This is a genomic window from Hymenobacter sp., assembly GCF_035709525.1.
Classification (GTDB): Bacteria; Bacteroidota; Bacteroidia; order Cytophagales; family Hymenobacteraceae; genus Hymenobacter.
Window position 1 is genome coordinate 15,554 of record NZ_DASTEP010000207.1, and the last position, 25,279, is coordinate 40,832.

The following is a 25,279-nucleotide window of genomic DNA, read 5'->3' on the forward strand; positions in this document are numbered from 1 at the left end:
CGGCTAGGCCGGCACGGCTTGGTTTTCGTAGTCAAACGCCCGCAGGCGGGCCAGAATATCCTGCTCGGCTTGGTCGAGCGCGTCGGCCGCGCCGTAGGCCCCAGCGATATAGCCGCCGGCCGAAAGCGCCGTGTAGAGCTTGGCCCCGGCAGTTTCGTCGAGCACGGGTTTGGCGGCCGGGCGCTCCGTGTCTTCGCGCAACTGTCCCCGAATGGCCCCAGCCAGGTGGTTGGCGTTGTCGGAGATGGCCACGGCTAGCGTTTCCATCAGGCTGAAAGTACGGGCCTGGTTGCTGGTGATGCGCCAGTTAACAAGTGCGTGGGCCAGGGCGGGCATGTACTGCTCGCGCTTGTCGCGCGGAGCTAGTAGGCAGGGGCCGAATACGTTGCGGGTTTCCGTCCAGCCCTGGGCTTTCAGGTCGGCCACCTTGCTGGGGTGTAGCTCGGGTTCCAGGGTGTTAACGGATACGCAGAACAGCGTGCGTAAGTCTACGGCCACGTCGTACACAAATAGGCCCGAGGCGCGGCTGTGGTCGGGTATCCAGATGCGGTTGGGCAGGTTGCGCTTGGTGCTGAGCAGCAAGGCGTCCACGTCTTCCCGGCTTATTTCGTTGCCTTTCTCGTCGCGCACGCGCACGGGGTGGTGGGCTGGGTGCGAGGTGCGGTCGAAGGTCAGGTTTTCGCGCTCGCGCTCCAGGCCGCCCAGCAGCGGGTGCAGCGGGCGCATGGCCGAAATCGAGAGCGGCGAACGGCGCTTGATGGTGAACTCGCCGGTTTCGGCCCGCATGTAGCCGCCCAGCAACTGGTCTACGTGCGTAGGGTCGCAGGGCGACCACGGCTCCTTTTGTTCAAACTGGGTTTCGTTGTTTTTGCCCTTTTTGGTTTGCCAGTTGAAGGTGATGGGCGCGGGGGCCACGTTGAGGCCCGTCGTGAGGGCGTCCATGATGCTGCGTTTCACTTGCTGGCCGCTGGAATAGGCTTGGCGCACGTTGAACTGCACATCGGTGTAATACTTCTGGCCGTCCTGCACGGCAAAAACGGTGTGCTCGGCGTGGCGCAGGCCGCGCAGGTAGAGGTAGGGAGATTGCATGGTGGGCTAAGATTTGAAAGTAGTAAGAGGTCGAGTGGATTAAGCAGCGGCGCGAGCGATGTAGCGGAAGCGAACCAGAATGATGAATAGTGGGAAATTATCCACTGGCATCAGCATTACCTGCCGCACGGCTTCGTCAAAAAGGCTCACGTAATCGACCGCAGAGCCTTTGGCTTCTTCAAGAATTTCTGTTAGCCGCTCAATAAATGCTGGCCGGTGTTTGACAAACACTTTCTCTACTTGTCGGTCAAGGTTCATTTTGCCTTGTTTGGCGGTGCCACTGAATTGATGTAGCGCACCCGCCAGCCGGTCGGCGGTATCGTAGAGTTCCTGGTTGTTGAGCATGGCGAGAATCCAGAGTTGTTGAAAAGCAAATTGAATGGCGGCGGCGTCGGTCTTCGTGCTAGGGGCCTTGGCGGGGCCGTAGGCGCTGGGCAGGTAGTCGCGCAGCTTGGCCGGCTCGATGGCCGCCAGCCCGATGGCCCCCAGCTGGCATGCGCGGGCAAAACCGTAATGCACCGAATACAAGCGCAGGAGCTGGTCTTGCCCGGCGCTTTGCACGGCGGCTGGAAAGAGAAAGAGCTTATCCGTAAGGTCGTACACTTTTCGAATGCCGCGCAGTTGCAGCGGCACAAAGCCGATGGTGCGGTTGGTCTGGGCCAGGCTGTACACGTAGGCCGTCAGGTCGCGGGTGGGGTAGTGGCGCGTAAGGGCAAATAGTACCTGCACCCACTCGCGGGTAGGCATGGCCAGGGTGCCGGCGGTGTCGGTAAGTTCGATTTTAAGGTTATCCAGCGGGTGGTTAGGGTCGAACTCTGAATCAAACGCATGAGCCAGCCAGTGGCCGTTCCAGGTTTCAATCTGGTTGCCCTTCATAGTGGGGCGCTGGTCGAGGTAGGTGCGGTAGTGCGCCCAGCCTTCGTAGAGCGCCCACAGCACGTCGTCTTCATCCAGCAGCAGCGAGAGGCCGCCGCTCACGCCCACGCCCAGCGCGCCGCCAATCCAGGAGCAGTAGATTTCCTCGGTGCCCACCCGCGGCCCCACCCCCGATACCTGGCCCGAAGTAGTGCCCTCCACGCCTGCCGCCGGAAAGCCGATAACAAAGCTGGCATCGGGCGGCACGGTGGCGATTTTGTGGTGTAGCGTGGCGAGTTGCACCTCGGCTTCGGTTTTGCCGCCCCCTAGGTTGCCCGCCGCTACCTTCTGGGCAAAGGGCGAGCTGGGCACCCATTGCAGGTAGCGCTTGTGGTTGTAAAACAGCGGATACAGCCGCTGTTCAAAAAACTGCCGGGCCGACAAGTCTTCGCCCGTGCGCTGGTGGTAGAGGCCGAGCAGGCGGCGGCCAATGTGGCTGGTGTACATAAGCGGGGCGGGGGCTAGTTTTCCAGAAAAATGTCGTACTCCTCGAATTGCAGGCCCAATTCGTCGTAGTCTTTGTTGCCGGGCACCACGAAGGGCATCGAGCCCACGTCGAGGCGCTCGTAGGTTTTTTTGCGGGCGTACATGCTGCGCCAGCTCACCGGAATTTCCAGCTGGGTGCGCGCATCTCGTTGAGTAAGTTGTTGTGAATTGCTGCCGCCGCTGGCTGAAATTTCCAGCTGGGTGCGCGCCTCCCAGCGGCCTTCCAGGTAGGCCGTGCGGTCGGCGGCCAGGATGCAGGCCGTGGACTCAATCTCCAGGGTTTCGACCAGTACCGCCCGCTGGTTGTTGCAGAGCTCGCGCAGCTTGCAGCGCTCCCCATCCCAAATGACGTGGGTGCTGATGTCCCAGGTGGGTAGGGTGGGGTACACGGCATCGATTTTGGTTTGGGCGTCGCGCTCGCGCAGTACCTCGCCTTCGTCAGGTAGTTGGGCGAAGCTGGCTTCTATCACCTCCCGGCTGTAGGGCAGGCAGCTAGGGCCGGGGGCCAATACGTGCACCGGCTTAAGCTTGCCGATGGTGTCGGGGGTGCGCCGCCGGTTTACGCGCCCGAAGCGCTGCACCAGCGCATCGAGCGGGGCAGCCTCGGTCAGCATCCGGTCAAAGCTGATGTCCAAGCTCACTTCCACGACCTGCGTCGACACGACCAGGCACGGCCCCGGCACCGTTGGGCTATTAAAATCGTCTTCCAGTCGTCGCTCGCGCTCGGCCCGGTCGCCGCGCTTGAAGCGACTGTGCAGCAGCAGCATCCTGACTTCAGGAAACTGCGCCCGCAGTTCCTTGTATCGCTCCTGCGCGCCCTGCACGGTGTTGCAGATAACCAACACCTTTTCCTGCGCGGCCAGCGCCTTCGCCAGAATGTCATCGGCCGCCGTAGGCCAGGCTTTGGGGTTGTCGGCGTCGCGTGGGATTTTATACACGGCGTGCCGGTCAAACGCATCCAGCTCCGCAGCGGACAGCGCCACTTCGGCCACTGCGGCCGGGCCGCCCAGGCGGTGCAGCAATTCCTGGTACAGCACCGTGGGCATAGTGGCCGTGCCGATGTGCAGGCGGCAGCCTAGTCGCCGCAGCGCATCCACTATTTCCAGCACCATGCTCTGGGCCTGGGCGGCGTAGGTATGCACCTCGTCCAGAATAATATCGGCCCCGCGTACGTCCAGCATCACGGCCTCGTAGCCGGGCGTACCAAATACCACGGCCGCCAACTGGTGCGGCGTCAGCACCTTAGCCGAGGCCCCAACCAGCGCTTGCAGTTGCTTTTCAACTGGCCCGCGATTCTCGACTAATTGGGAGGCTGCATGTTGCAATCGAATAGACCCACCAAATGGTTTCTCTTTGTCAGCCTTGCGCATTCGCTCAAACATCGAGTTGATGCTGGCCTGAAAAGGCAGCGTGTAAAACACGCGCCCCCGGCAGCGGCGCAGCAGGTAGTCCGTTTTGCCCGCACCCGTGGGCGCCACTACCAGGGTGTGGGCCTGCGGCTGGTCGGCCGCGAGCAGCGAGAGCGGATAGAGCGCGGCCGAGCGGTTGAAATAACGCAAATCGGGCTTCGCAAATAGCGTAGGCAATTGCCCGGCCGTGTCGTGTTGCAGGGCCGAGGCAAAATGGTCGGCCGCTTGCAGCAAGCCCCGCCACGGCGACCAGTTTTTGCGCTTGGCCCCGCAGTGCGCCACCGCCGCCTGGAGCGCTTCGGCGGCCTCGGCCCGGCTCACGGGCCGCACCTCCATACCCAGGTCTAAGGCCGCTAGCACGGCCAGCGCGCCCGGCGACCAGTCTTCCCAGCCCGCGAGGTGGTCGGCCTGCCAGGTGCGGCTGCGGTCGTCGAGGTCCAGAATGCCCTTGGCCAGCAAGTCGTCTTTTTGTTGTATGGGTTTGTGGTGGGCCACTACCATGTCAATCACGGCCGGCCAGTCGGCCCGCGGCACCAGCGGCAAAAAGCCCAGCGACGACAGCTCGTGCCGGTGTGTAATGGGATTGGGGTCGGCCCCGCCCGGCTTCAGCCGCAGCTTGCGCTGGAAGGCCGGGTGGGCCTTGCCCAGGTCGTGTAGCGCCGCGCCCAGCCGGGCCAGGCGCACCTCGAAGCCGGTGGCACGGGCTACGGCTTCGGCAGCGGCCACTACGTGCTGGGTATGGGCAAGTAAGCTTAATTCGCCGCCGTGGCTGGCGCTTTTAGCTAATAATTCCGGGGCCGTGCTCATACCGAAAAGCCCACCGGGCGAATAGGGTTGCCCACAATCTCCAGCCGCCCGTGCATGGGTGCTCCATCGGCAAAGCGATTGAAACCCACCAGAAAGGCACCTGGCTCTGTAGCGGCCGTCGGCCGCAGCTCAAACCCCGGCAGCGCGTCAAACTCGGCTTCGCTAAGCATAAGCCGGGCCACGGGCAAGACAAGGTCTTCGTTGCGGCACAGGCACAGGTGCTGGCTGGCGGCCACCTCCGCATCGGCTGCCGTAGCAAATGCCAGGTGCAGCTCGGGGGCCAGCAGCACCCCCCGTACCAGAATAGCGCGGGGCCGCGTCAATTGCTGCTTCTTTTTCTCGTGTATCCAGCCACGCGGGTGCGTCTGCTCCTGCTGCATACTCAAGCCGGTATAGGTGAGCTTGTGGCGCAGGATGGCTGATACGCCCAGCTTCTGCCGCATCCCTTCGATGACGGAAGGCGTGAGAAACTGCTGGGAGTAGGTTTCGCCGTCTCTGACTGCCGTCCACGGCTTGAGGTAGCCAAAAGGCCCCGTGTACTTTACAACGTAAAGCATAATTCAAAACCGATAAGTAAAAGGAATGTATTACACCAGCGCCCCGCAGCCTATCCCCGTCGAGTGCCCCACACCGACCTCCCAGGCAAAGCCGATTTGCTCGGCCGACCCAGACACCAGCACCGGGCAGATGCTGCCGCGGCACTGTACCTGCTTGTAGCGGAAGAGCTTGCTCTTGGCCGTGGCGATGTAAGCCGGGTCGAAGCGCACGGCGGCCCCGGCCTCGTCCAGGCCAGCCTGGCGCAGCTTGTGTCGTAGGGTGGTGGTGAGTAGCTCGTCGGCCAGCGGGTGGCCGGGCAGCAGGTGGTCGGCGGGCTTGTCGCGGTCGGTTTCGTGCTTGATGAAGACCGGGCTGGCCACCCGGAAGGGCTGCTCGCCGGCCGCGAACTCGGGCGCGTCCTGCATCCGCACATCCTGCACGCGCAAACCCAGGCCGATTTCGGGGGCGCGCAGCACGCCGCTGATGAGGGTGTGAATTACCTCGCGGTCGGGGGCGCTGATAAACCAATGCGCGCCTTCCGCAAAGCGGATGCCGCCGCGCCCGGCCCGGCCGCTGTGCAGCCACGAGTAGGAGTAGAGCGAGAGTCCGTCGTGCAGCGCTGGATTGTGGCCCGTCCAGAGGTGGAAGGCGCTTTTTAAGGTAGGAAGGTAGTCGAAAGGTACCGACTGGCTAGCCTCTAGATAAAGATGTAGTCGCAAGGTGATGAGCGGGTAAAGAGAAGTAACGGCTAAGTTTGCTAGGAAAGTGTCAGCTGGCTAATTATGATGGCAAAGGAAGCAATATATTTCCATACTGCAAATGTTTCTCTAAATATTTTTTGGTCTGCCATTAGGTGCCTACTCGCCCCACCTTCGCCCCACCTTCGCCCCACCTTCGCCCAAAGTCTTATGACCATATAACTGTAGCCAAAGCAGGGTTGGCCAGAAAACAAAAAAGGCACTTCTCGCAACCGCAAGAAGTGCCTTTTACCAATTAAGAGCCCCCAGTCGGACTCGAACCAACGACCCTCTGATTACAAGTCAGAAGCTCTACCAACTGAGCTATGGAGGCTTAATCGTGGTGCAAAAGTAAGCAGGCAAGTCCCACGAGCCAAGCAAAACCGCATAAAAAAAGCGGCTGCCCGTCGGCAGCCGCTTTTTAGCTTGATGCTGAACTACTAACTCCGCAGCTGCTTCAACTGTTTTTTGAGCTTGGCGATGCGCTCGTTGCTCTCGCTCATGCGGCCCTGGTACTCGGCGCGCAACTGGTCGGCGTTTTTCGAGCGGCCAAAGAAGTCGAGGTTGGTTTGCAGGGTAGCCACGTCGTTTTCGAGTTCCTGGATTTCGCGGCGCAGGTTGGTTTCCTTGCGGGCGAAAGCCTGCTGGGCCTGCGGGCGCGCCTTGAGGCGGGCTATTTCCAATTGGAAAAGCAAGTTCTCTTTCTCGGCGGGGGTAATGCCGCCGGTTTTGTCGAGGTACTTGCCCATAAGCGCAAGAAACTGCTCCTCGCCGCGGTCGTTGGTGCCGGTGCCCGGCTGGCCTTCGGCTATGTCAAGCGTCTGCCAGTCAGTAATTAGGCCACGGAAGCCTTCGAGCGTGCCGGGCTCGGCGGGCGAGAGTGCGGCTACTTGCTGGGCGAGTTTATCCAAATGCGCAGCCTGCTCGGCGCTGGCCGTCGACTGGCGCTCTTCGCGCTGGCGGGTTTCCTGCTTGGGGCGCTCAAATACGCCGTCGCAGGCGGCGCGGAAGCGCTTCCAGATTTTGTCGGCCTGCTTTTCGGGCACGCGGCCGATGTCTTTCCACTCCTTCTGCACCCGGATGATGATGGTGCGGGCTTCGTCGAAGTTGGGGTTTTGCTGGGCGGCTTCGGCCTGCTCGATGAGGGCGTACTTGGCTTGCAGGTTGGTATTCTTCTCCGAGTCGAGGCTCTTGAAGAAATCGTTTTTGCGGTTGAAGAAGGCCTTATAGGCGTTCCAGTACTGCTTGTTGAGCTGGTCGGCCTGGGCGCGGGGCACCGGGCCGGTGGCTTCCCACTCCTTCTTAATTTCCTGGAGTTCGTCGGTGCGCGAGCGCCACTCGTTTACGCGCTCGGTCGAAAACTCGGCGAAGGGTAGCACGCGCTCCAGCAGGGCCTGCTTTACTTTCAGGTTTTCGCCTTCCTGGGCCGAGCGCACGTCCACAAACTCCTTGCGGCGCAGGTGCACGGCCTCGGAGGCGGCCAGGAAGCGCTGCCACAGCGGCTCGCGCTGCTCGCCGGGCACGGGGCCGATGTGCTTCCACTCGTCGTGCAGCTTTTTCAACTCATCGAGCGCCTTGTTGATGCCGGGGATGGCCATCAGGGCTTCGGCGCGGGCGATGAGGTTTTCCTTGGCTTCCTGGTTGCGGCGGCGGTCCAGCTCTTTCAGCTCGTAAAAGCGGCCCTGGTTGGCGTAGTAGCGGTCGAGCAGGCCGTGGTAGGTGTTCCAGGTTTCCTGGCTGTCGGTCTGGGGCACGGGGCCGGTAGCCTTCCAGTCGGCTTGCAGTTGCTTGAGCTTCTGCGAGCTGTCCTTGGTTTCGGCGCTTTCCACCAGCTGGCGCAGCTGGGCTAGCAGTTCCTGCTTACGGGCCAGATTTTGGGTGCGGCTTTGGTCTTCGGCTTTGGCGTCGCGGGCGCGGCCTTCGCGGAATTCCTGGAGGGCCTTATTCAGCTCGGCCTGGCTAGCCGGGGGCTGGAAGCTGAATTCCTGCGGGGCGTTGGCGTCGTCGGCCAGCTTCTGGCGCGAAGCGGCGCGGGCGCTGGCCACGTTGGCCTCGTACTGGCGGCTGAGCTCAAAAATCTGCTGGCGGTTGCGGCGGGCGTCGGGGCGGCGCAGCAGGCCGATGAGGTAGGTCGCCTGGCTGTCGAGGTCGAGCGTAGCGAAGTCGGGCGCGGCCGTTTCGGGCACGTAGTCGTCGCCTTCCTCAGTGGTCGCTTCGTTGCCTTCAGCACCGTTGTTCTCTGCCGAAATGTGGGCTACCTCGGCCTGGTGGGCTTCGGCGGCCGACTCGGTGGCCGAGGTGGGCAGGGTAGCTACCACGTCGGGCGTGTTGTCGATGTCTTCGGCGTGGGCCAGGGCGATAACGGGGGCAGCCTCGTCGGTAGCCGGGGTAGCCTCGGTAGCCGACGTGCCTTCAGCGGCCGGGGCCATGCTGTCGCCGTAGTGGGCCACGGCGCGGGCTTGCGGGGCTGATACAGGCTCATCGGCTGCGACGGTGGCTGCGGCCTCGGGCGTTACCGAGGCGGTGTCGGCGGGCGTGTTCACGGGGGCCGGGGCGGGCACGTCGAGGGCTTCGCTCAGGCCGGGCTCCGAGAGCAGCGGGTCGGCTTCGGTTTGGGTGGCCCCACCGCCGGGGGGCACGGCGGCTTCGGCCGGCGTGTCGCTGAGGGCGGGGGCGGCCGGGGTAGCCGGCGCGGGCGTGGCGGCAGCGTCGTCGCCGCCCTGCTTGGCCCGGATTTCAGCCAGGCGCGCTTCCAGGATGCTCATGCGGTCGGCAGGATTCTCTTCGGCGGGCGATGACGAGGCGGGGGTGGGGTTTTCTTCGGGAAGCATACTCAAAAGCGAAAAAGCCGGCTCCCGGCCTTGGCCGGGAAAAATGTAAAAACGGGGCCGGAGCCGGACGAGGGGGCGAAATCGAAAAACTATTAATTCAGGCGCGGGTCGAGCGGATAGTTGGAGAGCGCCCGGAAGCGGCCGCCTTTTTCGCGCAGGATGCCTTGCCAAAACGCATCAGACGCCAAAGTAAATACTTTCCCGGCACTAGCGGGCTGCCGTATCCAGGAGCCACGCTCGATTTCCTCTTCCAGCTGCCCCGCCGACCACCCCGAGTAGCCTACGAATAAGCGCACCGTATCGGGTAGGATAGCGCCGCTGTCTATCAGGGAAATAAGCGCGTCAAAATCGCCCGACCAGTAGATGTCCTGGCCCAGCGGCTGGGCGCCCGGCAGCTCGGCGTGCTGGTGCAAAAAATGCAGCGTATCGGGCTGCACCGGGCCGCCCACGTACAGCGGCAACGCCGCGCTGGGGCCGGCTTCGCCGAGCGGCAGCTCCAGCACCTGGCTCAGCGTGACGGGCGTGCGGCGGGTGAGCACCAGCCCAAACGCCCCCTCGTCGGGGCTGTGGCGACACAGCACGATGACGCTGCGCTCGAAGTTGGGGTCGCCCAGAAAGGGCTGCGAAATGAGAAGGGTTCCGGGCTTCATAGAAGAGTAGGTACGCGAAAAACGGCCCGATAGTGCCGCCGGGGGCCTTTTGCGTGGGGTTATTTTTTTGGGGCGCGCGCGCCAAACCCCTCCTTACCTTTGCCGCAACTGCCCAGGCAGCGGGTTATTTCAATTTCGGTAACAGGTGTTTTCGTAGCGTATGGCTTTTACTGTTTCTTCCCCGGCCGGCCGCCGCTCGGCCGGCTGGGGGCAGCGCCCCTGGGTGCTGGGGCTGGTGGCGGGGCTGGCACAGTTGCTGGTGCTGGGGCGCACCTTTAGGCAACTGCTGCTGCATCCGGGGCAGTACCTGATTATCGACCACTACGACGGCATCAAAAGCTACTTTTCGGTCGCCAGCTTTTTGCGGCAGCCCCTGAGCCAGGGCGCGCTCATACACGGCCACAACTACCCCTTCGGCGAGTACGTGTACTACACCGATACCTCGCCGCTGGTCAGCATTCCGCTGCACGTGTTGGTGCAGCTGGTGCCGGCGCTGGCGCCCTACGGCCTGTACCTCTACGATGGCTTTACCTTGGCGGGGCTGGTGCTGAGCACGCTGCTGCTGGTGAGCATGCTGCGGCGGCTGGCTTTGCCGGTGTGGCTGGCCCTGGTGCTGGCCGTGGCGCTGCCCTGGCTGAGCCCGCAAACCTTCCGGCTCAACGTGGGCCACATGTCGCTGGCTTACACGCCGGCCGTGCTGCTGCCGCTGTGGCTGCTGCAAGGGCTGTTTCGGGCCGGGCGGGCGGGGCAACCCACGGGGCGCTGGTGGGTAGGCCTGGGGCTGGCCACTACGGCGGCGGCCTGGCTGCACTTCTACTACCTGGGCATCGTAGGCGGCTGGCTGGCTTTTTTCTTTGGGCTGTGGGCGGGCCGCGAGGCGCTGGCGCACCGGCCCTGGCGGGCGCTGGCCGGCCGCGCGGCGGCCCTGCTGGCCTGGCTGCTGGCCAGCACCTACGGCCTGCTGCAAGTGCTGGACAAGCGCCACGCCGAGCGCCCGGTGGGCAGTGGCGGCTACGACTGGATAGAGTGGAAATTTCAATTTGGCACGCTCTTTCGCGGGCACGATTTCTACAAAATCCGCTTTTTTCTGGAGCGCACCGCCGGCGTGCCCTACGAGTCGACGGCCTACCTGGGCGCGTTTGTGCTCTACGGGCTGGTCGTGGTGGGCGTGCTGGCTTGGGTGATGCGGCAGCGGCGCCGGCAGGGTATCGCGCCGCAGTGGCTGCCCGCGCTGCCCAGCGCGGCGGCCGACGCCAACCGCGATTTTCTGGGCTTGCTGCTGCTCGCGGCCGTGCCGCTGGCGCTGGCCGCGCTGGGCGAAACCATCGACATCGACAACGGCGGCTACGTGCTGCACAACTACCTCAACCCCTTTGTGTGGGTGCATAAGGTCACGGAGCGCATCACGCAGTTTCGGGCACTGGGGCGCTTTATCTGGCCGTTCTGGTGGGCCGTGGTGCTGGGCTTTGCCTGGTACGCCGGCCAGGCCTGGCGCGTGGCGCAGGCCCGGCCGGTGCGCTGGCTGCAAGGCCTGTGGGTAGTGCTGGCGAGCCTGGCCGTGGTCGATATGCTGCACGCGACGCACCACTACAAAACCATCACCCAGCGCCCCAACCTGCTGGCCCCGCCGGCTACGGCCGACGTGAGCGCCCTGGTGGGCTGGCTCGACCACAGCCGCTACCAGGCCCTGCTGACCTTGCCCTACTACCATGTGGGCAGCGAAAATACCGAGCAGGGCTTCTCGTACACCGTGGACCCCGACGACCCGCTCTGCAACCGCACCTACCAGCTGGGCATGGTGACGGGCCTGCCCCTGATGGCCCACAAGGCCACCCGCACGCCCAATTACCAGGCCCGCGAGCTCGCTACCATGTTTCGCCCCGAGGGGCCCGAGCCCAGCCTGCTGGCGCGCCTCGACAACCGGCCCATCCTGGTGTACCTCGACTCGGCGTATTATTCGGGGGCCAACAACTACTACCGCGACTTGCTCAAGGACCGGCCCGAGGCGCTGGCGCTCTTCAACCGCGTGCCCGCTTTCATTCAGGAGCAGCACATGCGCCGCCTGCGCCACGAGGGCTCCATTTCGCTCTACGAGTGGCAACCTAAGAAATAGTTAAGAGTTTTGAGTTGGTTGGAATACTTTCCATAGAGCCGCCCGCCGCTGCGCTTTTCTTAACCAAGCTGCCGTAGTTTATTTTTTCAAGTATGACTGATTCTGAACTCGCTGCCCTGCGCCAGACCTACGCTCAGCGCACGCTGCTCGAAGCCGACGTGCGCCCCGATGCCGTGCAGCAGTTTCGGCAGTGGCTCGATGAGGCCGTGGCCGCGCAGCTGCCCGAGCCCGCCGCCCTCACCCTGGCTACCGTGGACGTGGCCACCGGCCAGCCCAGCCAGCGCGTGGTGCTGCTCAAAGGGTTGCCCGACGACGCGGGCTTTCTTTTCTACACCAACTACGACTCGCAGAAGGGCCGCGAGCTGGCTGCCCAGCCGCTGGCCGCGCTCAATTTTTTCTGGCCTGGCCTCGAGCGCCAGGTGCGGGTAGAGGGCCGGGTCGAAAAAGCCCCCGAACACCTGTCTACCGAGTACTTCCAGAGCCGCCCGCGCAGCTCGCAGGTAGGGGCCTGGGCCTCGCCCCAGAGCCAGCCCATCGCCGGCCGCGAGGAGCTCGAAGCCCGCGAACACGAAATAGAAGCCCGCTTTGAAGGCCAAAGTCCGCTGCCGCGCCCGCCGCACTGGGGCGGCTACATTTTGCGCCCCACCCGCATTGAGTTCTGGCAGGGCCGCCCCAGCCGCCTGCACGACCGCTTGGTGTATGAGCGCCCGGTGGGCACCCAGGCGTGGAAAATCAGCCGCCTGGCCCCGTAGTCATTTAACAGGTGTCAATTAACATTTAACAGGCTGAGTGGGAGTGGTGTCATACGAATCAGCTCCTTGGCTAATGGTGATTGATAAGCTGTTAAATGATAAATGATAAATGTTAACTGTTAAATGAAAACGTGGCTGAGATTCAACCCGTGCGCGGCTGGCGCTACAATCCTATTCTGAGCGCCGACATCGACGCGGTGGTGTCGCCGCTCTTCGACGTGGTGAGCGTGCGCCAGCGCGAGGCGCTCTACCAAAACCCGCTCAACAGCATTCACCTCTCGGTGCCGCGCGCCGAGGCCGAGGCCGCGCCCCACGCCGCCGCCGCGCGGCGGCTGGCCCGCTGGCAGGCCGAGGGCGTGCTGCTGCCCGATGGGCTGCCCGGCATCTACGTGTACTACCAGTACTTCCGGCTGCCGGGCGAGGCCCGCGAGCGCTGCCGCAAGGGCTTCATGGCCCACATCCGGGCCTACGACTGGGCCGAGGCGGTAGTGCTGCGCCACGAAAACACGCTGCCCGCCGCCGTCAACGACCGCGCCGAGCTGCTGGCGGCCTTGCAGTTCCAAACCAGCGCCACCCACGGCCTCTACCGCGACGAAACCTTTGAGCTGGAAGCGCTGATGGACGAGGCCATCCAGGCCCCGCTCTGCCAGACCGAGGAAGACTACCAGGGCGCGCGCGACGTGCTGGCCGTCATTCAGGACGCGCCGACCATCCGGCGCTTTCAGCAGGTGCTGGCGAGCCGGCAGGTGATACTGGCCGACGGCCACCACCGCTACGAGGGCTCGCTGGCTTACCGGCAGGCCCGCGAGCTGGCCGCCGGCCCCGGCGGCTACAGCGGCCGCGAGCCCTGGAACTACCACCTCATGTACCTCACCAACGCCGCCAGCGACGATTTGCGCATTCTACCCACCCACCGGGTGCTGCGCGAGCTGCCCGGCCACCTCACCGACGAGGAATTGCTGACCCGGCTGGCCGCTTACTTCACGGTGCGGCCCCAGGAAGAAGCCCAGGATTTGCCCGAGCTGATGGCCGGCAAGCGCTGGGCGTTCGGCCTCTACCTGCCCGGTGGCGCGGCCTACAAGCTGCGCCTGCGCCCCGAAGTCCACGCCGAACTGAGTTGGCCCACCACGCCCGAGGTCAAAGACCTCGACCTCACGGTGCTGCACTTCTTCGTGCTCGAAAAAGTGCTGGGCATCGTGGGCCCCGACGCGCAGCGCGCCTGGCCGGGCGTGGCCTACGTGCGCGGCCTGGCCGAGTGCCTGCAACAAGTAGACCGCGGCGAGGCCCGCGCCGCCTTCCTCACCAACGAGGTGACGATGGCCCAGGTCGAGGCCGTGTGTTACTCGGGGGCCGTGATGCCGGCCAAGTCCACCTTTTTCTACCCCAAGACCCTGGCCGGGCTGCTGTTCACCAGCCTGGAAGAGGGAGCTAATGCGTCGGCCTTCGAGCGGTATTTTCAGGCAGGCACCGGCGAATAGAAAGTAGAGAGAAAACAGAAAGCAGAAAGCCGGGCCCGGCCTCCCTGCTCATTGCTCATTATTAATTGCTCATTGCCTTTGAACCTGATACTTGCCTCCGGCTCGCCGCGCCGCCGCCAGCTGCTTTCCGACCTCGGGCTGACGTATGAAATTCGCCTGCGCGAGGTCGATGAAAGCTTTCCCGCGCACCTGCGCCGGGCCGAAATAGCCGAGTACCTGGCCTGCCACAAGGCTGAGGCCTACCGCGCCGACCTGGCTTCCGACGAGCTGCTGCTGACTGCCGACACCATCGTGTGCCTCGACGATGACGTGCTCAACAAGCCCGCCGATGCCGCCGAGGCCCGCCAGATGCTCACCCGCCTGCAAGGCCGCGCCCACCAGGTGTACACCGGCGTGTGCCTGCTGCCCGGCGATGGCCGCCCGCCCGTGGTTTTTGCCGACGAAACCACCGTGCACTTTCGGGCTTTAAGTGAAGCCGAGATTGACTTTTACGTCCTCAACTACCAGCCCTTCGACAAAGCCGGGGCCTACGGCGCGCAGGACTGGCTGGGGCTGGCGGCCATCGACCGGCTCGAAGGCTCCTACTTCAACGTGATGGGTCTGCCTACCCACCGCGTGTGGGCGGCCCTCACGGAGCTGACCGCCCGCTAGGCTTGTGTGGAAGTTGAGGAGCGACCGGCCGTCGTTGCCCCCCGTGGCCGCGCCGCCGGCAGGGCGGTTTCTGGGCTTGCTCGGCCTGCTGCTGCTGGCCGGCTGCGCCGGCTACGCGGCGCTGGTGCTGCAAACGGCGAGCGGCCCGGTGGCCGTGGGGCTGCGCCAGCGCTACCCCTACGAGTGGGCGGCGCGCGCCTACTCGGCGGCCGACTACGAGGCCCTGCGCTGGCTGCTGCGCGGCCTGGCGGCCGGGGCGGCGGTGGCCGCCGGCTGGCTGGCCGCTACCCGCCGCGGCCGGGCCGAAGTGCGCGCCCTGGGGCAGGAGGTGGCCGGGGCCGGGCGGGGGCTGGGGGCTGGCTGGCGAACGCTCGCGCCCGCCCAGCGCCGCTGGGCAAGCGTGGGGCTGCTGGGGCTGACGGCCCTGCGCCTCTACTGGAGCGCCGTGGCGCAGCCCTACGACGATGCGACGTCCTACGAGCTGTTTGTGCGTGAGCCGTTGCTGGCGGTGAGCGCCGTGTACGCGCTGCCCAACAACCACGTTCTGAGCAACACCCTGTCCTGGGGCTTTTACCAGGTGCACCCCGGGTTTTGGTGGGCCATGCGGCTGCCGGTGCTGCTCACCAGCGCGGTGGCCACGGGGTTTTGGTTTCTGGGCCTGCGGCGGCGCAGTGGGTTTGAGGTGGCCGGGTGGGCGGTGCTGTGGTTTGGGATGCTCGGCCAAAGCCTGCACTATGCGGCCACCGGGCGCGGCTACTGGCTGCTGGTGGGGCTGGGCGGGGTAGGCTTTTTTGCGCTGCTGGAGCTGGCGCGGCCGGCCGGCGGCCGCGCGCGCGCCGCCTGGGCGGCCCTGGTGCTGAGCGGCGTGCTGGGCTTGTACACGGTGCCAACGCACGCGCTGCTGCTGGCCTCAGTGTATAGCTGGCTGGCCTGGCGGGCGGTGCGCGCCGGGCGGGCGCGGCAGTTGCTGTTTATTGGGGGCATGGGCGGCCTCACGCTGCTGGGGGCCGCCGTGCTCTACGCGCCGCTGCTGCTGCTGTCGGGCCCGGCCGCGCTGCTGCACAACCCCTACGTGCAGGCGCTGTCGGTGGCCGAGTTCTGGCACCTGGTGCCCGAGGGCCTGCGCGAAACGCATCACTTGCTGATGGCCCCCCTGGTGCTGGCCGTGCTCGGCGGGTTTGGCTACCTGTGGCGGCTGGGCCGGGCCGGCCGGCTGCCCGCCGGGCTGCGGCGGCCAGTGGTGGTGCTGGGCGGCCCCAGCGTGTGGTTTTTCGTGCTGCCATATGTTTTGGCTGCCGCCCTGCGGCTGCCGCTGCCCGAGCGCACGCTGTTCTACAAGGCGCAGTACGTAGCGCTGCTGGCGGCCCTGCTGGCGGCGTGGGGCGGCTGGCGGGTGGGGCCGCGCGCGCGCCGGCCGCTGCGTTGCGCGCTGCTGGCGGGTACGCTGCTGCTGGCCGGCAGCCAGCTGTGGCAATTGCAACGCCAGGAGGCCCTGTGGCAGCGCGGCTGGGGCTGGCAGCTGGGGGCACCGCTCATCGACTGGCTGGCCGCGCAGCCGCCCGGCGCGGTGCTGGTAGCGCGGCAGCCCGAGGTGGTGCGCTTCTACGCCCACACCCGGCAGCGCCACCGGGCCTGGCAGATTGAGTATGCGGCGCGGCCGGGGGTGCGCTACCGCTACCTCATAGTGCAGCCCGGGGCCCCCGGCCCGCCCGGCGGGAAGCTGGCTTTTCGTAATGCCCTGGCGGCGGTGTTCGTGCTGTACTAGCCGTTGGGTCTGAGTAATTCTGTTTGATTTTTGGGGCCCCTGATGGCCCGGCGAGGCCCTTTTTTGCTATGCGCTTTTTAGTACGTTTGGTGTTGAGCATGCTGCTGCTGGCCAGCCTGGCCTTGGGGCTGCTGTATGCGACGACGCCCTATCCGGCCTTCGCGGCCCGCATCACGGCGCCCAACTACGGGCTGGTGCCCGGCCAGGAATTTCCCTTGACGCCCGAACGCTACGCGGCGCTGCGCCTGGGCCTGGCCGCTACCGCGCTGGTAGCCGCCGCCGGGCTGGTGGCCAGCCGCCGGCGTGGGCGGCGAGCTGTGCGCGGCAGGCGGCCGCCGCCCACAGCCCGCTGGGTGGCCCTGAGCCGCAACGAGCGGCTGGTGGCAGGCGCGGTGTTGCTGGCGGCGGCGGGCGTGCACCTCTGGTATGCCTTCGGCTACCCGCTGACGCTGGACGAGGTAGCCTCCTACGACTTTGCGGTGCTGCCCGGCGCGGCCCTGACGGCCAGCTACTATCCGTTTCCCAATAACCACCTTCTGCCCAACCTGCTGGTCGGGGCGGTGCACGGGCTGCTGCCGGGGGCCGATGCCCTGCTGGCGTTGCGGCTGCTGCCCACGCTGCTGGGCCTGGTGGTGCTGGGGCTGGGCTACGAGCTGTTGCTGCGCTACCTGCCTTTTAGCGTGGCTACGCTGAGCTGGGGGCTGTTCAGCTTGTCGCCGCTGCCGGCGTTTTATGCCGTGGCGGGGCGCGGCTACGGCTGGGCACTGGCGGCGCTGCTGGCCGGCCTGGCGGCCAGCCTGGTGCTGCTACAGCCCCGGGGCGCGGGCCGCCGCCGCCGGCAGCGGGCCTGGGTGGTGTTTGGCCTGAGCGCGGTGCTGGGGCTGTATGCCGTGCCCACGCATCTCTACGCGCTACTGGGGCTCGGGCTTGCCCTGCTGGTAGGCTTTAGCCGCGGGCGGGGGCGCGGCCGCCGCTTGCGCTGGCTGCACCTGGCCGTGCTGACGCTGGGCGTGGGCCTGGTAGTGGCGGTGCTCTACGCGCCGGTAGTGGCCGTATCGGGCTGGCCGGCCCTGGTGGCCAACCGCTACGTGCTGCGCCTGAGCCCGGCCGAGTTCTGGCCTCATGTCGGCCCGTATTATTTACTCGGCACGGCCAGCGAGCTGCTGGGGCAGCGGCTGGTCAGCGCCCTCTTTTTTGTGGCGGTAGCGGCCCTCACGCCGCTGGTGCTGACGCGGGGGCACCTGCCCGAGCCTACCCGGCGGCTGGGCTGGCTGGCCTACGCGCAGCTGCTGCTGTGGCTGGGGCTGGTGCTCGGCCAGCGAGTGTACCCACCGGCGCGCACGCTGCTGGCGGTGCTGCTGTTTTTGTTTGTGCTGGTGGCTTTGGCGGCGCAGGTGGGGTTGGGTTGGGGTTGGCCGCGCGCACGCCGCCAGCCCACGCCGCGCCGCGTGTTGGCGGCGCTGGTGGCCGTGCTGGCTGGCTACGGAGGCTACCGCCTGCACCGGGAGCAGGTGGTTATCGGCCAGCAGGCCCGGCAGCAGCAGGAGCTGCGGCGGGCCTACCGGTGGCTGCGGGCCCGGCACCCGCGGCGCGTCTGGCTGCCCGAGTCGGCCCGGGCGTATGCGCTGTTTTGGAACCACTACGCGCTCAATGCCGGGGAGCCGCCGCTGCCCCTGGTGCTGGCGGGCGGGGTAATGCCCGCCCACATCTGGCTGCCCCGGCCCGGTCCGGCTTATAAGTTGCAACTGGCCCGCCCGGCGGGCCGGCCCGCCGCCTATGCCGACGCGCACGTGGTACTGTTGCCCCTGGCAACGGAGCCCCTGCCGTAGCCCGCCCGCAGGTGGGATAGTTTAGGGGGCAGCTTACAGTAGGGTTTGGAAAAACGCCCCTGTAAAGTCAGGCGCGAAATGCCGCACGTTGGCAAGCCCGGCAAAGTCGCTTGCGGGGTGGGTGGTGGTGAGCACCACGGCGTCCATACCGGCGCGGGCGGCGGCCTCCACGCCCTTGGGCACGTCCTCAAACACGAGGCAGTCGGCCGGGGCCACGCCGAGGAGCTGCGCCGCCCGCAGGAAAGTTTCGGGGTGGGGCTTGCTCAGGGCTACGTCGTCGGCGCTCACGATGGTGGGGAAGTAGGCGCGCAAATCCAGCCCATCAACTACGAAGTCGATGTTGAACGGAATGGCCGCCGAGCCGATGGCCAGCTTGATGCCCCGCGCGTGGGCGGCGGCCAGAAACTCAGGCAGCCCCGGCAGCAGCCGTAGGTGCGGCCGAAAGGCTTCCTGGTAGCGCGTTTCCTTGGCGTGGGCGAGCTGCGCGGCTTCGGCGGGCGTGAAGCGGCCGGGGCCGAACACCCGCGCCAGTACCTCCTCGTTTTTGCCGTACATCTGCGGCTTCACCTCGTCGTAGCTGAAATTGCCGCCCAGCTCGTGATTAAAAATGTGCTGCCAGGCCTGGGTGTGGTAGTCCATGTCGTGGACCATCGTGCCGTTGAGGTCGAAAATAAATGCTTTCATCGGCACGTAAACCGCCTCGGCGCGCCGGGGTTCGGCAAGGGCGCTGCAGCGCGCACGTTGTAGTTCGCGCTACAGAGCCACCTAGTGCCCGCGCGCCAGCAGCGCGATGCCCGCCACGATGAGCAGCAGCCCGCCCGCCTGCGCCGGCGAGAGCGCCTCGCGCAGCACCACCAGCCCCAGCACCGCCGCCAGTAGCACCGAGCCGCCCACAATCACGGGCGTGCCCACCGAGGCCGGCACCCCGCGCTTAAACACCACAAAGGTCAAAATCTCGGCCAGCCCCACGCTGAGCCCGGCCAGCGCCGCCAGCCCCAGCCCCTTGCCGCTGAGCGCCAGCGGCTGCCCTTGCAGCTTGAGGCGCACCAGCCACGCCGCGCCCAGCCCGGCCGCCACCAATTGCAGGACGACCGCGCCCACGGCGGGCGGCAAATGCTCGGCGGCCAGCTTGATAAAGAAATTATACCCCGCCAGGCACAGCGCCGTGAGCAGGGCCAGGGGAAGCCAGTTCATGAGAGTTATGAGTTAAAAGTTTTGAGTTTTGAGTTGGAGAAGGAGTGGTGTTACCAACTCAAAATTCATAACTTTTAACTCATAACTCTGTCTGTCCCCCAACTTACGGTAGCCCTTGAAAAAGGGAAACCCCGGCTGCTGGAACAGACCGGGGTTTCTGAAGTGGGGGTTTGTTGGAACCCTTTCTTCATCTCCAAATGAAACGGGACAAAGGTAACGGGTTACTATGCACTATTCTATGGGTTTAGACTTATTGCTTGTCAGTGGCTTGCAAACGCCTAAAACTATGGCGCTATTTATCCTTATTGGTGCACTGGCAACGGGCTACGCTGCAAGTGCGATTTTACGGGGTATTCGATTTGCCAAAAAAATGCAGCGTGTCGGTGTACAGGCATTAGGGCTTATTATCAGTCAACGCAGCGTACAGCGTGGAGGACGCGGTAATTTCGAGACGTATCTGGTGCCAAAAGTGCGTTATCAACTACCGGATGGTAAAATACTTGAAGGTGAAAGTGCAGGAGGTGGTGAAGTTGAATTTTATGACGGACAGGAAGCCTATTTGCTCTATGATAAAAATAAGCCAACAAAATTTTTGTTTGTTCAAGAAATAAATCAAAATCAGCTTTTTAGTAGCTATGCGTTGCTCCTTGTATTCACGCTGATTGCAGTAGCTAGTGCGTGGACAGCCTTAGAATTATTATTTACCTAAGCTTCTCCTTCAGTATCTCCAATTCCACGGCCGGCGCAATGCGCTCGTACAAAATATTATACGCAGCCGTGGTAATGGGCATGTTCACCTTGAGCTGGCGGTTGAGCTCGTGAATGCTCTTGACAGCATAATACCCTTCGGCAATCATGTTCATTTCGAGTTGGGCCGACTTCACGGAGTAGCCGCGGCCCACCATGTTGCCAAAGGTGCGGTTGCGCGAAAACTGCGAGTAGGCCGTCACCAGCAAGTCGCCGAGGTAGGCCGAGGCCGAGAGGTCGCGGGGCTGGGGCGAGATGGCCTGCAAAAAGCGGCGGATTTCCTGCACCGCGTTGCTCACCAGCACGGCCAGGAAGTTGTCGCCGTAGCCCAGGCCGTGGGCGATGCCACCGGTGAGGGCAATGATGTTTTTCATCACGGCGCAGTACTCGATGCCGTCGAGGTCGGCGGCGGGGTGGGCGCTCACGTAGCGGTTGCGCAGCAGCTGGCAAAAGCCCTGCGCCAGCCCGCTCACGTCGGGCGAGCCGATGGTGAGGTAGCTCTGCTTTTCGAGGGCTACTTCTTCGGCGTGGCAGGGGCCGGCGATTACGCCGAGGCGGCTGGCGGGCAGCCGGAAGCGCTCCTGCACGTAGTCGGTCACGAGCACGTTTTTGCCGGGTAGCATGCCCTTGATGGCCGATACTACGCCGCTTTTGTGGCGCAGCGCGTCGCGGCCCAGCTTGTCGAGCACGGGCTGCACGAAGGCGGCGGGCACGGCCAGCACCAGCCAGTCGGCCTCGGCCACGGCGTCGGCGAGGTCGGTGGTGGGGTACACCAGGTTGCGGTCGAACTGCACGGCCGAGAGGTAGCGCGGGTTGTGGCCAGTGCGCTGCAAGTGCTGCACGTCGTCCTTGGCGCGCAGCCACCAGTCGACGCGGGCGCCGTTTTCGGAGAGAATCTTGGTAAGCGCGGTGGCCCAGGAGCCGCCGCCGAGCATGGCAATTTTTTCCATCGTAGGGTAAGCTTGGGCTTGCGCCCGGCCGGCAGGTAGCCGGCCGGGCGGCAAGCCAGCGGGAATTCAGGCCGCAAGCTAGGCCGGCGGGCCGATTCTTGGCCCCAAATCCCTTTGCCGCGCGCGCATGAACTGGTTGCGTTCGGCGGCTGGGCGCGGGCGTGTGCCGCTAGGGGCTCGGGGGGGGGCGCAATGGCTGCCGGTGCCCCGGCGCGGGCTGCTACTTTTGCGGCGCTTGTCCCGCAACATAATTTTACGCTGAGCTTACATGAGTGCTGTTATCGCCGCCACTGCCGCTTTCATCGAAGAGAAATTTAAAGCCGAAGGCTCGGGCCACGACTGGCCGCACATCCGGCGCGTGTGGCAGGTGGCCCGCGCCCTGGCCGCCCAAACCCCCGGCACCGACCTGGAAGTAGCCGAGCTGGCCGCCCTGTTGCACGACATCGCCGACTGGAAATACCACGGCGGCGACTACGAGGCCGGCCCCCGCGCCGCCCGCGCCTGGCTTTTGAGCCAGCAGGTGCCTGAAACTACTATCGCCCGCGTCGAGCAGGTGATTCGCGAAGTGAGCTTCAAGGGCCTGGGCGTGGCCACGCCCGCGAGCAGCCCCGAGGCGGCCGTGGTGCAGGATGCCGACCGGCTCGACGCCATCGGGGCCATCGGGGTGGCGCGGGCCTTCGCCTACGGCGAGCACAAGGGCCGTCCCATGCACGACCCCGCCACGCCGCCCGTGTCGCACGCTGACTTCGAGCAGTACAAGCAAAGCACCGCGCCCACCATCAACCACTTCTACGAGAAGCTGCTGCACCTCAAGGACCGCCTGCACACGCCGGCCGGCCGGCAGCTGGCCCAGCGCCGGCACGCGTTCATGGAGGAGTTCGTGGCGCAGTTTCTGGCCGAGTGGGAGAGTGCCGATGCGGGTACGCCGGCCCGGTAAGGGCGGGTGCGGGGTTCCGGGCCGGCTGCTTGTACCTTTAGGGCGATGAAACTGCGCGTAGCTACTATCCTGCCGGCCCGCTGGCCGCTTTCTCTGGTGTTGCTCGCGGGCCTGGTGCTGGCCGGCTGCCGCACCTGCCCGCTCGACTCGTGCCACGTGCGCAAGGTGCACATGCACAACGGCGTGAAGTACCGCGCCCGGCCCATCTGGAAGCTGCAAAACCCGGCCGTGGGCGAGCGCGTCAAGCTCAACAAGCAGGGCTCGAACAAGCGCCAGAAGGCCGACCACAGCCGCTCGCTCTAAAAAGCTGGGCAATACGGCTTTTTGCCGAATCGGCCATTTTGCCGGGCCAGGACCGCCGCATGGCCCGGCGTCGGGGGGAGGAGGGAAGCGCCCTCAAAGTGGCGCAAACGCTAGGAAAAGCGGGTTTTTTGCCGTATCTTGCGCGGGCATAAAAGTAGCGCGCCCGGCGAGTAGCTTGGGCTGCTGGCAGCTAGCGCCAGTGGCCGGCGGTCGGCCCGCGGGCTACTTTTCTGCTTTTCTCGAACAGTAGCCAGCAGCCAGTGGCTGCCAGCTAACAGCTAAAAACCAAGAATGGCCGAAGGCGAAAAAATAATCCCGATTAACATCGAAGACGAGATGCGCGGGGCCTACATCGACTACTCGATGTCGGTTATCATCTCGCGGGCGCTGCCCGACGTGCGTGACGGCCTCAAGCCCGTGCACCGGCGCGTGCTCTACGGCATGAGCGAGCTCGGCGTGAGCTACACCAAGAGCCACAAGAAATCGGCCCGTATCGTGGGCGAGGTGCTGGGCAAGTACCACCCGCACGGCGATAGCAGCGTGTACGATACCATGGTGCGCATGGCCCAGGACTGGAGCCTACGTTACCCACTCGTGGACGGCCAGGGTAACTTCGGCTCCATCGACGGCGACTCGCCGGCCGCCATGCGCTACACCGAGGCGCGCCTCAAGCGCTTGTCCGACGAGCTGCTCGGCGACCTGGAAAAGGATACGGTGGACTTTCAGCCCAACTTCGACGACTCGCTCGAAGAGCCCAGCGTGCTGCCGGCCAAGTTCCCGAACCTGCTCGTGAATGGCACTAGCGGCATTGCCGTGGGCATGGCCACCAACATGGCCCCCCACAACCTGACCGAGGTAGTGAACGGCATCGTGGCGTATCTCGACAACGAGGACATCACGGTGAGCGAATTGATGGAGCACATAACGGCGCCCGACTTCCCCACGGGCGGCATCATCTACGGCTCCGAGGGCGTGAAGCAGGCCTTCGAAACCGGCCGGGGCCGCATCGTGATGCGGGCCAAGCACCACTTCGAAACCCTGCCCAGCGGCAAGGAACAGATTATCGTGACCGAGATACCCTACCAGGTAAACAAGGCCTCGATGATTGAGAAAACGGCCGCCCTCATCAACGACAAGAAAATCGAGGGCATCGCCGCCCTGCGCGACGAGAGCGACCGCGACGGGATGCGCATCGTGTACGAGCTCAAGCGCGACGCCCTGAACACGGTGGTACTCAACAACCTGTTCAAGTACACCCAGCTGCAAAGCTCGTTTGGCGTCAACAACGTGGCCCTGGTGAAAGGCCGCCCGATGACGCTGGGGCTGCGCGACCTCATCAAGTACTTCGTCGAGCACCGCGAAGAGGTTATCGTGCGCCGCACCAAGTTTGAGTTGGCCGAGGCCAAGAAGCGCGCCCACATCCTGGAGGGCCTGCTCATTGCGCTCGACCACCTCGACGAGGTAATTAAGCTCATCCGCGACTCGCGCGACCCGGAGGTAGCCCGCACGGGCCTTATCGAGCGCTTTGCGTTGAGCGAGGTGCAGGCCCGCGCTATTCTCGACATGCGCCTGCAGCGCCTCACCGGCCTGGAGCGCGACAAGCTCGTAGCCGAGTTTGAGGAGCTCATGCGCCTCATCGACCGCCTCAACACCATCCTGGCATCGGAAACCGAGCAGCGCCAACTCATTAAGAATGAGCTGCTGGAAATGCGCGAGCGCTACGGCGACGCCCGCCGCACGAGCATCAACCACGCGGGTGGCGACTTCTCGATGGAGGACATGATTGCCGACGAGGCGATGGTGATTACCGTCAGCCGCGAGGGCTACATCAAGCGCACCAGCCTCGACGAGTACCGCACGCAGGGGCGGGGTGGGGTAGGAGCCCGCGGGGCCGGCTCCAAGCAGGACGACTTTACCGAGCACCTGTTCGTGGCTACCACCCACGAGTACTTGCTTATCTTCACCGAGCAGGGCCGCATGTTCTGGCTGCGGGCTTACGAAGTGCCCGAAACGGCCAAGACCAGCAAGGGTACGCCGCTGCAAAACCTCATCGACAAGCCCAAGGAAGACGCCGTGCGCTCGGTGCTCAACGTGCGCAACCTGCGCTCGGCCGACTACCTGGAAAATACGTTCCTTATGTTCTGCACCGAGCAGGGCACGGTGAAAAAGACGCCGCTCGAAGCCTACTCGCGCCCCCGCGCGGCGGGCATCAACGCCATCACCATCAACGAGGGCGACCGCCTGCTCGACGTGCAGCTGCTCACCGGCAACTCGCAGGTGATTCTGGCTTCGCGCTCGGGCCGGGCCGTGCGCTTTCCCGAAGAGAAAGTGCGCCCGATGGGCCGCACGGCGGCCGGGGTGCGCGGCATCACGCTCAGCGAAGAAGCGGCCGACAATGACAAGGTAGTGGGCATGGTGTGCGTGGCCGAAGGCAGCGGCGAGGAGCTGCTGGTGGTGAGCGACCACGGCTACGGCAAGCGCTCGGTGCTGGAAGAGTACCGCATCACCAACCGCGGCGGCAAGGGCGTGAAAGCCATGCAAATCACCGATAAAACGGGCAAGCTGGTAAGCATTCAGGCCGTAACCGATGCCGACGACCTGATGATAATCAACCGCTCGGGCCTCACCATCCGCCTGAGCATGAGCGAGCTGCGCACCATCGGGCGGGCCACGCAGGGCGTGCGCCTGTTCAAGGTAGCGGCCAACGACGAGATTTCGTCGGTCGCCAAGGTAGCCGCCGCCGAGGTTGAGGAGTTGGAAACGCTGCTCGAAGAGGTGGCCGCCAGCGATAGCCCAGCGGTAGACCTGGCCACCGTTACCGAAAATGCCGGCGTCGATACGCTGGTGGAAGACGCGGCCGCCGAGCCGGGGGTAGCAGCTGATAATGAGGATGATATCGAAGAGATGTAAGGTGGGCGGTAAAACCACCGCCGACAAGTAGGAGAAGGCGGCCCGCAGTGCGGGCCGCCTTTTTTGGGCTTGCTGGGGTAGTTAGCATGATTTTGGCAGGAACCAGTTGGACAAGCTGCCGTACATGCCCCGGCAGTAGTTTGCCGGGCAAGCGTAGCTTTGCCCCGATTCTCACATTCTCATTCCTTC

At 64.9% G+C, this 25,279-nt stretch carries 20 protein-coding genes and 1 tRNA gene; 10 read left to right on the plus strand and 11 right to left on the minus strand.

The annotated features are described in order from the left end of the window. Window positions 1-3 precede the first annotated feature (3 nt). The 8 genes from VFO93_RS17975 to VFO93_RS18010 all read right to left on the minus strand — a co-directional run bounded on the left by VFO93_RS17975 (window position 4) and on the right by VFO93_RS18010 (window position 9,461). A complete protein-coding gene (locus VFO93_RS17975; RefSeq protein WP_325135766.1) occupies window positions 4-1,089 on the minus strand; it encodes a CRISPR-associated protein Cas7 in 1,086 nt (361 codons plus the stop codon). Window positions 1,090-1,128: 39 nt separating this feature from the next. Continuing rightward, the gene (locus VFO93_RS17980) at window positions 1,129-2,451 is read right to left on the minus strand and encodes a hypothetical protein (RefSeq protein ID WP_325135767.1); all 1,323 of its coding nucleotides are present in this window, start codon (window positions 2,449-2,451) and stop codon (window positions 1,129-1,131) included. A gap of 14 nt (window positions 2,452-2,465) precedes the next feature. After that, window positions 2,466-4,706: a CRISPR-associated helicase Cas3' gene (cas3, locus tag VFO93_RS17985; RefSeq protein WP_325135768.1), complete on the minus strand. Its 2,241-nt coding sequence runs from the start codon at window positions 4,704-4,706 to the stop codon at window positions 2,466-2,468. Further along, window positions 4,703-5,263 (minus strand): hypothetical protein, encoded by a 561-nt coding sequence (locus tag VFO93_RS17990; RefSeq protein WP_325135769.1) that lies wholly within the window; start codon window positions 5,261-5,263, stop codon window positions 4,703-4,705. Before VFO93_RS17990 ends, cas3 begins: the two co-directional genes overlap by 4 nt. Before the next feature lie 30 nt (window positions 5,264-5,293). Next, window positions 5,294-5,962, minus strand: coding sequence for a CRISPR-associated endoribonuclease Cas6 (gene cas6 / locus VFO93_RS17995; protein ID WP_325135770.1), 669 nt, complete (start codon window positions 5,960-5,962; stop codon window positions 5,294-5,296). A 279-nt stretch (window positions 5,963-6,241) separates the two neighbouring features. After that, a tRNA-Thr gene (locus tag VFO93_RS18000) sits at window positions 6,242-6,314 on the minus strand. A gap of 106 nt (window positions 6,315-6,420) precedes the next feature. Beyond that, on the minus strand, window positions 6,421-8,811 hold the full coding sequence (locus tag VFO93_RS18005; RefSeq protein ID WP_325135771.1) for a DUF349 domain-containing protein: 2,391 nt from the start codon (window positions 8,809-8,811) through the stop codon (window positions 6,421-6,423). Window positions 8,812-8,903: 92 nt separating this feature from the next. Beyond that, entirely contained in the window at window positions 8,904-9,461 is a 558-nt protein-coding gene (locus tag VFO93_RS18010) for a YqgE/AlgH family protein (protein ID WP_325135772.1), read from the minus strand. 160 nt (window positions 9,462-9,621) lie between these two features. Between VFO93_RS18010 and VFO93_RS18015 the strand changes: the two genes are divergently transcribed. From VFO93_RS18015 to VFO93_RS18040, 6 genes are all read left to right on the plus strand, one after another. Beyond that, window positions 9,622-11,574: a hypothetical protein gene (locus VFO93_RS18015; protein ID WP_325135773.1), complete on the plus strand. Its 1,953-nt coding sequence runs from the start codon at window positions 9,622-9,624 to the stop codon at window positions 11,572-11,574. A gap of 92 nt (window positions 11,575-11,666) precedes the next feature. Then, window positions 11,667-12,326 carry a pyridoxamine 5'-phosphate oxidase gene (gene pdxH, locus VFO93_RS18020; RefSeq protein ID WP_325135774.1) on the plus strand — a complete coding sequence of 220 codons (660 nt, stop codon included), beginning with the start codon at window positions 11,667-11,669 and terminating at the stop codon, window positions 12,324-12,326. Window positions 12,327-12,457: 131 nt separating this feature from the next. Next, a complete protein-coding gene (locus VFO93_RS18025) occupies window positions 12,458-13,804 on the plus strand; it encodes a DUF1015 domain-containing protein (protein ID WP_325135775.1) in 1,347 nt (448 codons plus the stop codon). 78 nt (window positions 13,805-13,882) lie between these two features. Next, entirely contained in the window at window positions 13,883-14,455 is a 573-nt protein-coding gene (locus VFO93_RS18030; protein ID WP_325135776.1) for a Maf family nucleotide pyrophosphatase, read from the plus strand. A 43-nt stretch (window positions 14,456-14,498) separates the two neighbouring features. Beyond that, window positions 14,499-16,220 (plus strand): hypothetical protein, encoded by a 1,722-nt coding sequence (locus tag VFO93_RS18035; RefSeq protein WP_325135777.1) that lies wholly within the window; start codon window positions 14,499-14,501, stop codon window positions 16,218-16,220. Window positions 16,221-16,288: 68 nt separating this feature from the next. Continuing rightward, window positions 16,289-18,049 carry a hypothetical protein gene (locus VFO93_RS18040; protein WP_325135778.1) on the plus strand — a complete coding sequence of 587 codons (1,761 nt, stop codon included), beginning with the start codon at window positions 16,289-16,291 and terminating at the stop codon, window positions 18,047-18,049. Window positions 18,050-18,082: 33 nt separating this feature from the next. Here the strand turns inward: VFO93_RS18040 and VFO93_RS18045 are convergent, their stop codons facing one another. Both VFO93_RS18045 and VFO93_RS18050 read right to left on the minus strand, forming a co-directional pair. Continuing rightward, window positions 18,083-18,733 carry an HAD family phosphatase gene (locus VFO93_RS18045; protein ID WP_325135779.1) on the minus strand — a complete coding sequence of 217 codons (651 nt, stop codon included), beginning with the start codon at window positions 18,731-18,733 and terminating at the stop codon, window positions 18,083-18,085. Window positions 18,734-18,814: 81 nt separating this feature from the next. Continuing rightward, complete coding sequence (locus VFO93_RS18050; protein WP_325135780.1) at window positions 18,815-19,243, minus strand: EamA family transporter; 429 nt, start codon at window positions 19,241-19,243, stop codon at window positions 18,815-18,817. 238 nt (window positions 19,244-19,481) lie between these two features. Between VFO93_RS18050 and VFO93_RS18055 the strand changes: the two genes are divergently transcribed. Beyond that, entirely contained in the window at window positions 19,482-19,952 is a 471-nt protein-coding gene (locus VFO93_RS18055) for a DUF3592 domain-containing protein (protein ID WP_325135781.1), read from the plus strand. Here VFO93_RS18055 and VFO93_RS18060 read toward each other — a convergent pair. Next, complete coding sequence (locus tag VFO93_RS18060; RefSeq protein ID WP_325135782.1) at window positions 19,945-20,940, minus strand: NAD(P)H-dependent glycerol-3-phosphate dehydrogenase; 996 nt, start codon at window positions 20,938-20,940, stop codon at window positions 19,945-19,947. The genes VFO93_RS18055 and VFO93_RS18060 overlap by 8 nt on opposite strands. A 268-nt stretch (window positions 20,941-21,208) precedes the next feature. On the opposite strand from VFO93_RS18060, the gene VFO93_RS18065 reads away from it, so the two are divergent. From VFO93_RS18065 to gyrA, 3 genes are all read left to right on the plus strand, one after another. Beyond that, window positions 21,209-21,877: an HD domain-containing protein gene (locus tag VFO93_RS18065; protein WP_325135783.1), complete on the plus strand. Its 669-nt coding sequence runs from the start codon at window positions 21,209-21,211 to the stop codon at window positions 21,875-21,877. Between the two features lie 45 nt (window positions 21,878-21,922). Continuing rightward, window positions 21,923-22,180 (plus strand): hypothetical protein, encoded by a 258-nt coding sequence (locus VFO93_RS18070; RefSeq protein ID WP_325135784.1) that lies wholly within the window; start codon window positions 21,923-21,925, stop codon window positions 22,178-22,180. A gap of 291 nt (window positions 22,181-22,471) precedes the next feature. Next, on the plus strand, window positions 22,472-25,090 hold the full coding sequence (gyrA, locus tag VFO93_RS18075) for a DNA gyrase subunit A (protein WP_325135785.1): 2,619 nt from the start codon (window positions 22,472-22,474) through the stop codon (window positions 25,088-25,090). Window positions 25,091-25,279: the final 189 nt, after the last annotated feature.